Source organism: Micromonospora sonneratiae (assembly GCF_042679305.1).
Taxonomy (GTDB): domain Bacteria; phylum Actinomycetota; class Actinomycetes; order Mycobacteriales; family Micromonosporaceae; genus Micromonospora_H; species Micromonospora_H sonneratiae.
In genome coordinates, this window is the sequence record NZ_JBHTMP010000032.1 from 34107 (window position 1) to 47468 (window position 13362).

14 protein-coding genes are annotated in these 13362 nt (G+C 68.4%); 8 read left to right on the forward strand and 6 right to left on the reverse strand.

Annotated features, from left to right (window positions below; all coding sequences use genetic code 11):
* The first annotated feature begins 336 nt into the window (after nucleotides 1–336).
* The gene (locus tag ACFQ4H_RS20425; RefSeq protein WP_377572659.1) at nucleotides 337–1212 is read left to right on the forward strand and encodes a biotin--[acetyl-CoA-carboxylase] ligase; all 876 of its coding nucleotides are present in this window, start codon (nucleotides 337–339) and stop codon (nucleotides 1210–1212) included.
* A 95-nt stretch (nucleotides 1213–1307) separates the two neighbouring features.
* Nucleotides 1308–1880, forward strand: a complete 573-nt coding sequence (locus ACFQ4H_RS20430; protein ID WP_377572661.1) for a PH domain-containing protein — start codon at nucleotides 1308–1310, stop codon at nucleotides 1878–1880.
* A 272-nt stretch (nucleotides 1881–2152) separates the two neighbouring features.
* Here the strand turns inward: ACFQ4H_RS20430 and ACFQ4H_RS20435 are convergent, their stop codons facing one another.
* From ACFQ4H_RS20435 to ACFQ4H_RS20445, 3 genes are all read right to left on the reverse strand, one after another.
* Complete coding sequence (locus ACFQ4H_RS20435) at nucleotides 2153–2671, reverse strand: MaoC/PaaZ C-terminal domain-containing protein (RefSeq protein WP_377572663.1); 519 nt, start codon at nucleotides 2669–2671, stop codon at nucleotides 2153–2155.
* A gap of 8 nt (nucleotides 2672–2679) precedes the next feature.
* A complete protein-coding gene (locus tag ACFQ4H_RS20440) occupies nucleotides 2680–3450 on the reverse strand; it encodes a GtrA family protein (RefSeq protein ID WP_377572665.1) in 771 nt (256 codons plus the stop codon).
* 70 nt (nucleotides 3451–3520) lie between these two features.
* Complete coding sequence (locus ACFQ4H_RS20445; RefSeq protein WP_377572667.1) at nucleotides 3521–4060, reverse strand: GtrA family protein; 540 nt, start codon at nucleotides 4058–4060, stop codon at nucleotides 3521–3523.
* Between the two features lie 438 nt (nucleotides 4061–4498).
* Here ACFQ4H_RS20445 and ACFQ4H_RS20450 point away from each other — a divergent pair, with 438 nt between their 5' ends.
* The 3 genes from ACFQ4H_RS20450 (at nucleotide 4499) to ACFQ4H_RS20460 (ending at nucleotide 8135) form a co-directional block, all read left to right on the forward strand.
* The gene (locus ACFQ4H_RS20450) at nucleotides 4499–6349 is read left to right on the forward strand and encodes a phosphoenolpyruvate carboxykinase (GTP) (RefSeq protein WP_377572668.1); all 1851 of its coding nucleotides are present in this window, start codon (nucleotides 4499–4501) and stop codon (nucleotides 6347–6349) included.
* 64 nt (nucleotides 6350–6413) lie between these two features.
* Nucleotides 6414–7343 carry a hypothetical protein gene (locus tag ACFQ4H_RS20455; protein ID WP_377572670.1) on the forward strand — a complete coding sequence of 310 codons (930 nt, stop codon included), beginning with the start codon at nucleotides 6414–6416 and terminating at the stop codon, nucleotides 7341–7343.
* Nucleotides 7344–7364: 21 nt separating this feature from the next.
* On the forward strand, nucleotides 7365–8135 hold the full coding sequence (locus ACFQ4H_RS20460) for an isoprenyl transferase (RefSeq protein WP_377572672.1): 771 nt from the start codon (nucleotides 7365–7367) through the stop codon (nucleotides 8133–8135).
* Between the two features lie 156 nt (nucleotides 8136–8291).
* Here ACFQ4H_RS20460 and otsB read toward each other — a convergent pair whose 3' ends face one another.
* The 3 genes from otsB to ACFQ4H_RS20475 all read right to left on the reverse strand — a co-directional run bounded on the left by otsB (nucleotide 8292) and on the right by ACFQ4H_RS20475 (nucleotide 10147).
* Nucleotides 8292–9122: a trehalose-phosphatase gene (otsB, locus tag ACFQ4H_RS20465; protein ID WP_377572674.1), complete on the reverse strand. Its 831-nt coding sequence runs from the start codon at nucleotides 9120–9122 to the stop codon at nucleotides 8292–8294.
* Between the two features lie 53 nt (nucleotides 9123–9175).
* A complete protein-coding gene (locus ACFQ4H_RS20470) occupies nucleotides 9176–9544 on the reverse strand; it encodes a hypothetical protein (protein WP_377572676.1) in 369 nt (122 codons plus the stop codon).
* 162 nt (nucleotides 9545–9706) lie between these two features.
* Entirely contained in the window at nucleotides 9707–10147 is a 441-nt protein-coding gene (locus tag ACFQ4H_RS20475) for a helix-turn-helix domain-containing protein (protein WP_377572678.1), read from the reverse strand.
* A gap of 264 nt (nucleotides 10148–10411) precedes the next feature.
* On the opposite strand from ACFQ4H_RS20475, the gene ACFQ4H_RS20480 reads away from it, so the two are divergent.
* The 3 genes from ACFQ4H_RS20480 to ACFQ4H_RS20490 all read left to right on the forward strand — a co-directional run bounded on the left by ACFQ4H_RS20480 (nucleotide 10412) and on the right by ACFQ4H_RS20490 (nucleotide 12981).
* Nucleotides 10412–10756: a hypothetical protein gene (locus ACFQ4H_RS20480; protein ID WP_377572680.1), complete on the forward strand. Its 345-nt coding sequence runs from the start codon at nucleotides 10412–10414 to the stop codon at nucleotides 10754–10756.
* A 70-nt stretch (nucleotides 10757–10826) separates the two neighbouring features.
* Complete coding sequence (locus tag ACFQ4H_RS20485) at nucleotides 10827–11159, forward strand: hypothetical protein (RefSeq protein WP_377572681.1); 333 nt, start codon at nucleotides 10827–10829, stop codon at nucleotides 11157–11159.
* Between the two features lie 364 nt (nucleotides 11160–11523).
* Nucleotides 11524–12981: a PhoH family protein gene (locus ACFQ4H_RS20490; protein ID WP_377572682.1), complete on the forward strand. Its 1458-nt coding sequence runs from the start codon at nucleotides 11524–11526 to the stop codon at nucleotides 12979–12981.
* Nucleotides 12982–13362 lie beyond the last annotated feature (381 nt).

Sequence of the window (13362 nt, forward strand, 5' to 3'; positions counted from 1 at the left end):
CTCGCTGTGCTCTGCTCGCGTTCCGGCATCGCCGCGTCCCACGCGAGCGATCCCAGAACGCTCGCTCCTCGGGCTTACGTCCCGCATCGTAACGATGGTTAAGTCCGCCGCAGGCCATCGGTGGTGTGCTGTTTTCCTCAGTCGTGCGGACTGGACAGCCACAACGGTCGTGGGGACTGGACAGCGACAACGAACGGCCCGGAGAGCGGGAAGGAGCAGCCCGGCGGACGGCAACGGGCGGCCCCCGCCGGGTGCGGCGTCCGCGACGGCAACGGGCGTCCGGCCGGGTACGCCGGTGCCGGGAACCGGCGGTGGGCGGCACCGTAGGCTGGCTGGATGCCCGGCTCGCCGTACACCGACCTGGACCGTCCACCCCTCGACGAACGGCGGCTACGTCGGGCGCTGGTCTCCCCGCACGGGCCGTGGACCCGGCTGGAACTACGGACGGAGACCGCCTCCACCAACGCGGACGTGGCCGGCGCGGCCCGCTCCGGCGAGCCGGAAGGGCTGGTGGTCGTCGCCGAGCGGCAGACCGCCGGGCGTGGTCGGCGTGGTCGGGTCTGGCAGTCGCCGCCCCGCGCCGGTATCGCGGTCAGTGTGCTGCTGCGGCCCGGGGAGCCCGACGCGCACCATGGCTGGGACGCCGTACCCACCTCCGAGTACGGCTGGCTGCCGCTGCTGGCCGGGGTCGCCCTGGTCGAGACGGTGGAGCGGTTGGCCGAACTCGACTCGAACCTGAAGTGGCCCAACGACCTGCTCGTCGACGGGGCGAAGTGTGCCGGCATCCTGGCCGAGACGGTACCTGCGGTCGACCCCAAGGCACCGCCCGCGATCGTGCTCGGCATCGGTCTCAACGTCACACTGCGTGCTGACGAACTGCCGGAGAACCCGACCGGGCTGCCGGCCACCTCGCTGAAGCTGGCCGGTGCGAAGGCGACCGACCGGGCCCCACTGTTGATGGCGTTGCTGCGTTCGCTCGGCAACTGGTACGGCCGCTGGCGGGCACTGGCGGGGGACGCCGAGGCGTCCGGCCTGCGGGACGCGTACGTCGACGCCTGCGGCACCATCGGCCGGGAGGTACGGGTGCTGCTACCGACCGGTGACGATCTCGTCGGTACGGCGACCAGCCTCGACCTGGACGGTCGGTTGGTGGTGCGGGCTGCCGATGGTGAGCACCGGGTGGCTGCTGGTGACGTCCTGCACCTGCGCTGAGCGGCACGGGGAAAGTCACGACCTTCAGGTACCCGCCTCGGTGGCCGCGAGCCGCTACGGTCAGCGCGAACATTGGCGTACAAGAGGAGGTTGGCGTGGCTTTCCCCGAGGACGTGCTCACCGAGGACGAGCACGTCGTTCTACATCTGCACCCGCACTGGAAGGCGTTGATCCGACCGGTTCTGATTCTGGTGCTGGCCATCGCCGCGGTGGTGGTCGGGCTCGTGTTCCTGCCTGCGGGTTCCGGTGGCACCATCGGCCTCGCCGTGATCGGCGGGCTCGGACTGGCACTGGTGTTGTGGCTCAGTCTCTGGCCGTTCCTGGTCTGGCGCACCACCCACTACCTGTTCACCAACGAGCGGGTGCTGCTCCAGCACGGCGTACTGGCCCGTGAGCGGCGGGACATTCCCCTTACCCGGGTCAACGACCACGCGATGAGCCAGCGGTTCATCGAGCGGCTACTCGGCTGCGGCACCCTGACCATCGAGTCGGCCGGGGAGCGGGGGCAGTCGGTGCTCGCCGACGTCCCGGGTGTGCAGCAGGTGCAGACCAAGCTCTACGAACTGGTCGAGGCGCACCACGACAAGCACTCGCTCGGTGACGGTGAGATGCGCGAGATCCTCGCCGACATGCGTGACGGCAAGCCGTTGCGGGAGCAGGCCCAGTAGCGGCGCGAGCAGGCCGGGCGGTTGCGCGACCAGGCTCGGTCAGCGTGGCGTGAGTCGCGTCCGTGGTCTGTATGGGCCGGGCCGGGCCGGGCCGGAAACGGGCCGGGAGGGGCAACGAGGCTCCGGGGTTGGTGTCCCGGAGCCAAGGTCTGTCCGGGGCCGGTCAGAATCAGCCCCGGACCAGTCAGTGGCCCGTCCCCGGACCAGTCGGGGGACCGTTCCGGCCGGTCAGTGGCCCGTTCCCGGACCAGTCAGTGGCCCGTTCCGGCCGGTCAGGACTGCTCCGAACCGGCCGGCGGCTGTTCGGATCCGTTCCGCATGGCGAACCAGCCCCGGAACCGGGTGCGTAGCACTTCGCGTTCCGGCTGGTTGTCGGCGTTCAGCCGGATCATCGTGCCGGCGAGGGTGACGGTGCCGAGTCCGGGTCGGGCGGTCGACGGTTTGCTACCCATCACGTCGAGCCGTACGGCCAGCCGGTCGCCAGCCCGTACCGGCGCCAGCCAGCGTAGTTCCTCCAGCCCGGGGGAGGCGTCGGCGGCGGCGCGGGACAGCAGGTGGTCCACATAGGCGCGCATGAACAGGCTGATGGTGTAGAAGCCGCTGGCGATCAGCCCACCGTGGTGGCTCTGCCGCGCCCGGGCATCGTCGACGTGGTACCACTGCGGGTCGAAGCGCTGGGCGAAGGCCAGCATCTCGGGGCCGTCGATCGTGACCATCCCCAGGTCGAACGTCCGTCCCGGGGTCAGGTCCTCGAAGAACAACTCTGCGGGGGCACCCGTACCGGACCACATGGCGGCGGTCAGCCGGCCGTGGGGCGACGGCTGGTCGGTGCAAGCTCCGCGGCGGCGAGCTCAGCCTCGAGTTCGACGTCGATCGTCTCGGCGAGTTCGGCCACCGGGTCGAGTTCGGCCGGGTCGGTTCCCGCCGGGTCGGACGGGGACGACGTGTCCGCCGGGTCGGCCGGGGTCGGTGGGGATTCCGTCAGTTCGGTCACCGCCTCGGCGAGTTCGGCGACCGGGTCGAGTTCGGCCAGTACCTCGCCGTGTACCTCACCGTGCAGGACACCGGTTGCCGTCCCGGCGACGGCAGCGGCAGTGGCCCCGCCCTCGGCCGGCGTCGGCGGGGCGTGGTCAGCCGGGGAGGAGCGGAAGACGAAGGTCCGATAGGACCAGAACCGGAAGGCGGTGCCCAGCACCAGCCCGGCGGTCTTGGCCAGGTTGATCGCCAGCAGGCTGGTGATGCCCAGGCCGTACTTCGCCAGGGCCAGGACACCCAGCTCGATGAGCAACCCGGTTGCGTTGAACAGGAAGAACAGGGCGTACTCACGGCGCATGGCTGATTTCGGCCGGTCCCGGTACGTCCAGTGCCGGTTCATCAGGTACGACGTGATGGTGGCGACGACCGTGGCGATGACCGTCGCTTTCAGCTGTCCATCGGCGAATACCGTGAGTGCAAGGGCGTTGAACACCGCATAGTTGATGATGGTGTTGATGCCACCCACGAGGCCGAACTTCAGCGCCTCGTGGACGAACTTCTGCCAGCGATCGGGCAGTAGACGGACAAGACGCATGTAGACACCTTAGGGCAGTGCGCTGGACGGGGCCGCTGCGGCAGGCCCGAGCGGGCTTCTGGGCAGCCGGTCAATCACGCTTCGTAATTACATCCGGGGCATCCTGGGCGGCCGGACCGACGAAGACGAACCGACGGTAGGCCCAGAACCGGAACAGTGTGCCGAAGGCGGTGCCCACCAGGTTTGCCGAAATGTTGTCAGCCAGTAGCGATTTGAACACAGTGGGCCATATCGCGCCCAGTCCGTAGTGGCTGACGGCGAGGCAGGCCAGGCCGATGCCCAGGCCCACCGCGTTGAAGAAGAAGTAGAGCGAGTATTCGCGGGCCATGCCGGAACGCTCGCGGTGTCGCCAGGTCCAGAACCGGTTGCCGACGAATGCGACGGTCGCGGCCACCACGGTCGAGAACGTCTTGGCAGCCAACCGTTCCATGCCGAGGCCGGTGATCGCGTAGTTGAACAGCGCGAAGTCCGCGACGAACGCGATCGCACCCACCACACCGAACTTGCCCAACTCGTGGACGATGTGGCCGAAGCGGTCGATCAGCCGGTGGAGGAGTCCTTGCCGGGTCCGTGAGGGGCTCGGCTGGTCGCCGGTAACGGTCGATGGCACAGGTCCGAGACTACCGGCTGGAGTGGCGGCTCACCGGCAGCAACGTCGAGTCGGGGCGATCCCGTGGGTGCGACTCAATGACCGGCGTTATTGGTGAGCCTATCGTTACTCTCTGTCGATTTTGGGGAAATCGGGGCGAGACGTGTTGGTTGGTTAACCGGATCGATATCGGGTAGTGCGTGGTTGTGAGCGTCACAGGGATGGGTGGTGCGGCGAACTGAAGTACTTGCGCGAAACTGCGCGGAGCGGCGATGAATTGTTCGCGTTGAGGCAGGTTGGCCGCGTCTTGTGCAGTTCTTCACAACCAGTCCCGCTGCCCGGGGCCGTTTCCCGGTTTACGCTGGTTGGAATCCCAGGTTCACGAAGGCGAAGCGGTTCCCGCCCGTCAGAAGTCGTGCATCCCAATATCGGTCATCGTCGACCACAAGGAGATGTGTCATGGTTGCTCCGGCCACCGTTCGGGGTATCGATCAGGCCCCGACGTCCCATCCGAAACTGCTTGCCTGGGTCCGCGAAGTCGCCGAGTTGACCACCCCTGAGCGGGTTGTTTGGGTCGACGGCTCGGACGAGGAGTGGCAGCGGCTCACCGATGAACTGGTTGAAGCCGGGACGCTGATCCGGCTGAACCCGGAGCGCAAGCCGAACTCGTTCTGGGCACGTACGGACCCCTCCGACGTCGCGCGGGTCGAGGAACGTACCTTCATCTGCTCGGTCGACGAGGCCGACGCCGGACCCACCAACAACTGGATGGCGCCGGACGAGATGAAGCGCACGATGACGGATCTCTACCGCGGCTCCATGCGTGGTCGGACCATGTACGTCATCCCGTTCTGCATGGGCCCGCTCGAAGCGGAATCGCCCATGTTCGGTGTCGAGATCACGGACAGTCCCTACGTCGTTGCGTCCATGCGCATCATGACCCGAATGGGGGCCAAGGTCCTGGCCGGAATGGGAGAGGACGCCGACTTCGTGCACGCGCTGCACTCCGTCGGTGCCCCGCTGGCCCCCGGCCAGCAGGACGTCCTCTGGCCGTGCAACCAGACCAAGTACATCTCCCACTTCCCGGAGACCCGGGAGATCTGGTCCTATGGCTCCGGCTACGGCGGTAACTCGCTGCTGGGCAAGAAGTGCTACTCGCTGCGGATCGCCAGTGTGATGGGCCGGGACGAGGGCTGGCTGGCCGAGCACATGCTGATCCTCAAGATGACCTCGCCGGAGGGCAAGGTCTACCACATCGCCGGAGCGTTCCCGTCCGCCTGTGGCAAGACCAACCTGGCCATGGTCGAGCCGACCGTTCCGGGCTGGAAGGTCGAGACCATCGGTGACGACATCGCCTGGATGCGGTTCGGTGAGGACGGCCGCCTCTACGCGCTCAACCCCGAGTACGGCCTCTTCGGCGTCGCGCCGGGTACCGACTGGAAGACCAACGCCAACGCGATGCGGACGTTGGACCGGGGTAACTCGATCTTCACCAACGTCGGCCTCACCGACGACGGTGACATCTGGTGGGAGGGCATGGGCGAGCCGCCGGCCCACCTCATCGACTGGAAGGGCAAGGACTGGACGCCGGACAGCGGCGAGCTCTCCTCGCACGCCAACAGCCGGTTCTGCACCCCGATCAAGCAGTGCCCGATCCTGGCCGACGAGTACGAGGACCCGCGCGGCGTACCGATCGACGCGATTCTCTTCGGTGGCCGCCGTAAGGACACCGTGCCGCTGGTGACCGAGGCCCGGGACTGGGTGCACGGTGTCTACATGGGAGCGACCCTCTCCTCGGAGACGACGGCTGCCGCCTCCGGCCAGGTCGGCGTGGTGCGCCGCGACCCGATGGCGATGCTGCCGTTCATCGGCTACCACGCGGGTGACTACTTCCGGCACTGGATCGAGATGGGCAAGGGTGTCGACGGCGACGCCGCGAAGCTGCCGAAGGTCTACTACGTCAACTGGTTCCGTAAGGACAAGGACGGCAAGTTCCTCTGGCCCGGCTTCGGTGAGAACTCCCGGGTGCTCAAGTGGATCGTCGAGCGCATCGAGGGCAAGGCGGACGCGGTCGAGACGCCGATCGGTATGGTGCCGACCATCGACTCGCTCGATGTCGAGGGGCTCGGCCTCACCCACGAGGACGTCCGGATCGCGCTCAAGGTCGACGTCGACGAGTGGCGGAACGAGCTGCCCCTGATCACCGAGTGGTTCGAGAAGTTCGGTGACAAGCTGCCCGGTGTGCTCTGGGCCGAACTGGACGCCCTGCGGGCCCGGCTCGACGCCGAGCGGGTGGTCGAGGGAGCCTAGTCCGAGGCTTCCGGGGCCGCCCACGGCAGTGGCCGACTGGCCCCGATCGGGCATCATCATCGGTATGCCGACGGCCGCCGCGACCCACCAGGTCCGGCGGCCGTCGGCCGTTTCCGCGCTGACCGGCCTACTGGTCGTCACCGCCGTGGCCACCGTCGCGGTCGAGCTGCTCAACTGGTGGTACGCCCCGGAGCAGGGCTTCGGGCTGGCCGTACGGACCGGCTGGGCGCTGCTGCGCTCGCTGGGTTTCGTCGTCCTTGTCTGGCAGGTGCGTCGGGGCCGTACCTCGGCCCGGCCGTTCGGACTCATCCTCGCGGTGACCACCGTCTTCGCGGTCGGCCGGCTGCTCGTCCCCCGGGCCGGGACACCGCCGCTGCCCGGGGTTCTCGGCTTCGCCACCCTCACCGTGCTTTGTGTGGCCGTGGTGTGGCTGCTCTACCGCTCACCGGGGCTGCGGGAGTTCCTGGTCCGGCACCCCAACCGCCTCGTCATCGACCGGCGGGGCGTCTCCTGGCGGGAGGCGGGTCCGCGTCGGCCGCCGGTCGCCGCCTGGCTGCTGACCGTACGGGCAGCGGCGTTCACCTACAGCCCGCTGATGCTGGTGCCGGCGCTGGTGGCGGTCGGTACGGTCTTCGAGGGGCGGCTGGTTGCCGTACCCGTTCTGGTGCTCTGGGTCGTGGTCGCCCTGGGAACCGCCCACGTGGTGCTCCTCGGCACGTTCTTCCTGTTCCGGGGCCGGCGGTGGGCCCGTGCCCTGTTGGTCGCGGTGACGCTGTTCGTGCTGGTGGTGGACCTGCCGCTGTGCTGGCTGCTGCTCGGCCTCGACGGCCTCGTCCGCGACGGCGGCCCACTGGCGGTGGCCGCGGCGATCGCACTCTGGGGGCTGCGGCGGGCCGGTCAGCTGGACGTCGGCTCCGGCCGGGGCGGTCCTTCTGACCAGGTGGCCACCGATGGCCCAATCGTTCGGCCTCGGTACTCGACATCGCAGCAATGACAGTCGCTACTCTGCAAGGTGATGACTCTGCGGGACCTTCTGTATTCGGTGTACGAGCGACGGCTGACGGCAAAGCTCGCTGGCCGACCCGTACCCCGCCATGTCGGTGTGATGTGCGACGGCAATCGGCGATGGGCCAGGGAGATGGGGTACGTCGACCCCAACGACGGCCATCGGGTTGGTGCCGCAAAGATCAAACATGTTCTGAACTGGTGCGACGAGGCTGGTATCGGGCATGTCACCCTCTACCTGCTGGCCACGGAGAACCTGCGTCGTCCGGCCCAGGAACTCGACCCGCTCGTGCAGATCATCGAGGACCTGGTGGTCGAACTGGCCGAGGAGGGCAACCCCTGGCGGCTACGGATGGTCGGTGCCCTCGACCTGCTGCCGGCGCCGACGAGCGCGGCCCTGAAGGCCGCCGAGGAGCACACCCGGGACCGGACCGCCGGGGCACAGGTCAACATCGCGGTGGGGTACGGCGGTCGGCAGGAGATCGCCGACGCCGTACGGTCGCTGTTGCACGAGCACGCGGCGGCGGGCGGCACCCTCGAGGAGTTGGCCGAGGTGCTCGATGTGGAGCACATCGCCGAGCACCTCTACACCCGGGGGCAGCCCGATCCCGACCTGGTCATCCGGACCAGCGGCGAGCAACGCCTGTCGGGCTTCCTGCTCTGGCAGTCGGCGCATTCGGAGTTCTACTTCTGTGACGTGAACTGGCCCGACTTCCGGCACGTCGACTTTCTCCGCGCGCTGCGGTCGTACGCCAGCCGGCAGCGCCGGTACGGTGCCTGACACCTGACGGCAGTGCGTGACACCTGGCGGCGGTGCCTGACACCTGACGGCAGTGCGTGACACCTGGCGGTGGTGCCTGACACCGGGCGGCAGAGCCTGACGCCATCGGCCCCACCCGCCCCGGCTGCAACCGGGGTGGGTGGGGCCGGAGGTGCGTCAGGCGGCGAAGCGGTGTACGGCCTCGGTCAGGAAGTCGCCGAGCGCCTCGGGGGACTCGATGGTCAGGTCGGCGGCGGTGGAGACCTCCTGGCCGGTCTCCGGGTTGGCAACCGCGACACAGACCCCGAAGAAGGACGGGTCGGCCGATTCCCGGGCACGTAGCGCCGCGAACGCCTTGATGTCGGAGACGTCGTCGCCGAAGTACCAGGCACAACCGGCGGAGCGTACGGCTTCGTTGATCACCATGCCCTTGTCCCGGTCGACCGGTGGCTTGAGTTCGAGGACCATGCGCCCGCACTGGACCCGCAGGCCCAGCCGGGCGGCCTGGGCCTGCCCCCACTGTTCCACCGCGCCGGCCAGATCCGGGGCGGTGCGGTAGTGCAGGGCCACGGAGAGCCGCTTGTATTCCACGAGGGTGCCCTCGGGCAGTTCTGCCCGGGCCGTCTCGGCCAACTCGGCCATGGTCGGTATCCAGGGCAGCGCCGCCGGTTCGGTCACCGTCTCGGCGGACCCGTGACTGTGCTCCAACCCGTACAGCCCGTAGAGGTCGACGGTTTCGGCCAGCGGGGCGAACCGGTCCCGCAGGAAGTCCACCGGGCGGGCAGACACGATGGCCACCCGGGCAACCACGCTGGTGAGGGCGTCGAGGGCGGCCAGGACCTTCGGGACCGGCTGCACCGCGGTCGGATCGTCCTCGACGGGAGCAAGCGTGCCGTCGAAGTCGAAGAACAACACACACTGCCCGGCCCGGTCGATGGTGGCGTTCCACGCCTGTTCCACGGACAGGGGGCGGGGGAGGCGATGATTACTCGCGTTGGACGGCCGCACGGGCGTCAGCGTACCCCGACAATTGACCGATCAGACGACGTGTTGATGAACGTTCAGTCGTCTCCCCCGATCATGGCTCGACGGCCGTGCAGTCTCGGCCCGATCGGCACCACGGCCGCATCCGGATTGTGACTGAGTAGGTAGCCCTCGACGAACCCGGTGTTGTGGTCGCCGGCGTGGCTGTCGATCTCGTTGAGCCGCGCGATGAGGAACTCGGTCAGGGCGGTGATCCGCCCGTTGAGCCGGTCGTGGAGATCGGCGACCACGGCCAGCACCGTGGCGCTGCCGGCGATGGTGATGGCCAGCATGTTCAGGATGAGCGGAGCGTGGTGGCCGTTGACCGTGGCCATCACGATGTTGACGGTTACACACAGTGTCGTTGCCATGGCCGCGACCACGACTGCCATCCATTTCAGGGTCATGGCTAGACCCCTCCTTCTGTCCCGCAGGGCTGGGTTCGGCTTTGTCCCGTCCCCCCGCCGACGACGAGCCCAAGCAGTACGAACAGGCACGCTAGCGTGCCCGTTCCGTCGCTGACAGTGTGTGGATGGCGCGGTGTATGTAGATTTTCGCCATCTGAGGAACTAGCCCGCTCGTTTACTACCTTTTCGGGCATCCGGTGGCATTGTTGGGCGATATGCCAGATAACGGATTGTCTCCCGGATGTGGAACTTCTCCGCGTCGGAGATGTTCGGGTCGACCAGTCGGCGCAGGAGCGCTTCGACGTCCGGGTCCATGGGCGGGGCGCTGGGGGCCGGTCGAGCTGGCGTCGTCCGGTCCCAGCCGAGCACGCCGAAGGCAACCGCCGGGTTCAGGCCGAGTCCCTCGCAGAAGGCGACGACCCGCTTGGCCTCCGGGTCGCTGGTCCACTCGCCACGTACCCATCGGTTGATCGTCTGGCGGGAGATGCCGGTGCGGCGGGAGACCTCGGTGCCGGTCCAGGCCCGGGTCGTGCGGGCGTCGGCCAGTGCCTTGCGTACGAAGGCGGCGAAGGCGATCTTTCGCCCGTGAACGTTGTCCGACACCTGGCGACGGTACGGCCAGCTACCCGACTCTGCAGCTTCGGTCGCCTGTGCGTACCGCGTACGTGACAGATTTTCACGCTTGTCGGTGACGGGCGTATTGACTTCTTCGAGGGGGGCCACCGGGGCAGGATAGATGTACTTCGGGGTGGGTGTAATCAGACGAAAAGCTGATACTGTCACGCGGATGGGACACTCTAGCGTGTGTCACGTGCTTGAGACGATCTGTGTTCATGCGCGTCACTCCCTCGTGACGGGAGGGGATCGGTGACGGAACTTGCGACCCGAGCCCAGGCATTCGGACTGATAGCCGAGGGGGTGGCCGCCGGGCTCAGCGCCCCCTGGCGGCTGTATCTGGCCCGAGGCTGTCGTTACGTGTCGCTCAACGTGGGCGACCGCGCTGAGTGGAATTCCTGGCGTACCCACCTCGGCTGTCCGGAGCTGAGCGTGCGGGTGTACGACGCCGGGGGCGAGATCCGGCGGGCATCCGTCGCCGAGGTGATTCTCGACGGCTGCCGGATCAGCGTCGAACTGGTCGAGGAAGTGAGCACCAACGACCTCGACCGGCTGCTCAGCAACGATCCGACCACGTTCGATCCGGAGGACAGATGAGCGGCGATGGCATGCGGCCCCGGGGGCGCCGCGTGGTGCCCGGGTGGTGCGGGCGACTCGAGGAGGAGGCATGAGTCCCCTGTTCGCGGTCTTCCTCGTCCTGCTGCTCTGCTCGTCGAGCTATGCGGCCGGTCGCCTACACGGGCAGCTCAGTTACCGGATCGGTTACCGGTTCGGTTATCGGCAAGGCTATTTCGACGGCGACCGGGGGGCATGGAACCGCCGGCGTCGAGAGGCACAGGCGGCGATCGCCTCGGTGCTGGCGGTGCCATCACCCACGACATCCGACAGCGCCCGCACCGTCGTACGTCCGGGGACGACGTATACGGGTGCCTCCTTCGCGGGGACCGCGACCAACGGCGGACGGCACTCCACCGACGTGCTGGCCGGCGGAAACGCCTAGCCGGGCCGAGTGGTGGGGTGAGCGGTCACCCGTGATCACGGTGCGTAGTCCTCGCAGACGCGCGCCGTGGGGATCACGTCAGACCGGTGACGGTGATCCCACCGGCCGGGATGCGCGCAGGGGGCATGCATCCCGGCCGGTCCGCCGCAGGTGGGGAAATAGATCAAGAACAACGTGAGACGACCTAGCCCAAGCCGGCATCCGGCGGCTAGCGTCTAGTCATGGCGCGGGGCCATCCCGGGCCAGCCGGCCGGCCCGGACTCTGCGCGACTGCACGCACGGGGCCACACCCGACCTCGTGCCTCCGGGCTCCGGTACGAGGCGGACCGCGGGTGGACGGGTGCACACCCGCCGGAGCAGGCCTGTGACCAATCGCCGTACCAACCACCGGGCAGAATCTGGCCCGGCCGCCACTCCCACCAGCAGCGACACCACGTCCACCAACGGCAGGACCACGCCCACCCGGCGTCGGGCCGGTGGCGGGCGAGGCAGCGTCTCGACGTCGCCCGTCGCTTCGACGGCCACACCACCCGCGAACCGCGCGTACGTCCTGGACACCTCGGTCCTGCTCTCCGACCCGGCGGCGTACCACCGGTTCGCCGAGCACGAGGTGGTCCTGCCGCTCGTCGTGATCTCCGAACTGGAAGGCAAGCGACACCATCCCGAGTTGGGCTGGTTCGCGCGGCAGGCCCTGCGCGGGCTGGACGAGCTGCGGGTCAAGCACGGCCGGCTCGACCAGCCGGTGCCGGCCAACGACTGTGGCGGCACCCTGCGCGTCGAGTTGAACCACGTCGACGACAACGTGCTGCCGGCCGGCTTCCGCAACGAATCCAACGACACCCGGATCCTGTCCGTGGCGCTCGGCCTGCTGGCCGAGGGGCGGGACGTCACGCTGGTCAGCAAGGACATGCCACTGCGGGTCAAGGCCGCTTCGGTCGGGCTCACCGCCGACGAGTACCGGCACGGGCAGGCCAGCGACCCGACCTGGACCGGCATGGCCGAGCTGGGCCTGAGCACCGAGCAGGTCAGTCAGCTGTACGCCGGTGAGCCGGTCGACCTCGACGAGGCTGCCGGACTGCCGTGTCACACCGGGCTGGTGCTGCAGTCCCCGCGTGGTTCCGCCCTGGGTCGGGTGCTGCCCGACAAGACGGTACGGCTGGTGCGCGGCGACCGGGACGTGTTCGGGTTGCGTGGCCGGTCGGCGGAGCAGCGGATCGCCCTCGACCTGCTCCTCGACGAGTCGATCGGCATCGTCTCGCTGGGCGGCCGGGCGGGCACCGGAAAGTCGGCGCTGGCGCTCTGCGCCGGTCTGGAGGCCGTGATGGAGCGCGGCCGGCACAAGAAGGTCGTCGTCTTCCGTCCGCTGTACGCCGTCGGTGGCCAGGAGCTGGGCTATCTGCCCGGTTCGGAGGCGGAGAAGATGTCGCCCTGGGCGACGGCCGTGTTCGACACGCTGGGTGCGGTGGTGCACGAGAACGTGATGGACGAGGTGATGTCCCGGGGGATGCTGGAGGTACTTCCGCTGACCCACATCCGGGGCCGCAGCCTGCACGACGCCTTCGTCATCGTCGACGAGGCGCAGTCACTGGAGCGGGGCGTCCTGCTCACCGTGTTGTCCCGGATCGGGCAGGGCTCCCGGGTGGTGCTGACCCACGACGTGGCCCAGCGCGACAACCTGCGGGTCGGGCGGCACGACGGGGTGACCGCGGTGATCGAGGCGCTCAAGGGGCATCCGATCTTCGCCCACGTGACGCTGACCCGTTCGGAGCGTTCGCCCATCGCCGAGGTGGTGACCGACCTGCTGGAGGACATTCCGATCTAGCCAGGGGTGGCGGCTCCGGCCGGAGCCGCCACTCTCACCAGAACAGCCTCTTGCCGACTCGATGGTGCCCGTGGAGCGGTTAGCGGGAAAGGCGGCTGGGTGCAGAGGTTTTGGAGTAATTCACCCCAAATAATGGCGTGACGGAAGTCACAAATGAGGCTCATGGTTTCCCACTGGCCTCACTGTGCGCAATCGTGTCCCTGAGCGCCCGCGCGCCCGGCAGCATCGCCGAAGACGACCTGCCCGGTGGCGGACGATACCGATGATCGTGAGTCGGACGGTCACGACCCCCACGGGTCGGAGCGCTCGCGGTGCGGACACGCCGACCATCCCGGCCGGCTCGGATCCGCGCCGCGTCCATGCCCCCGACGAAGGGACCAC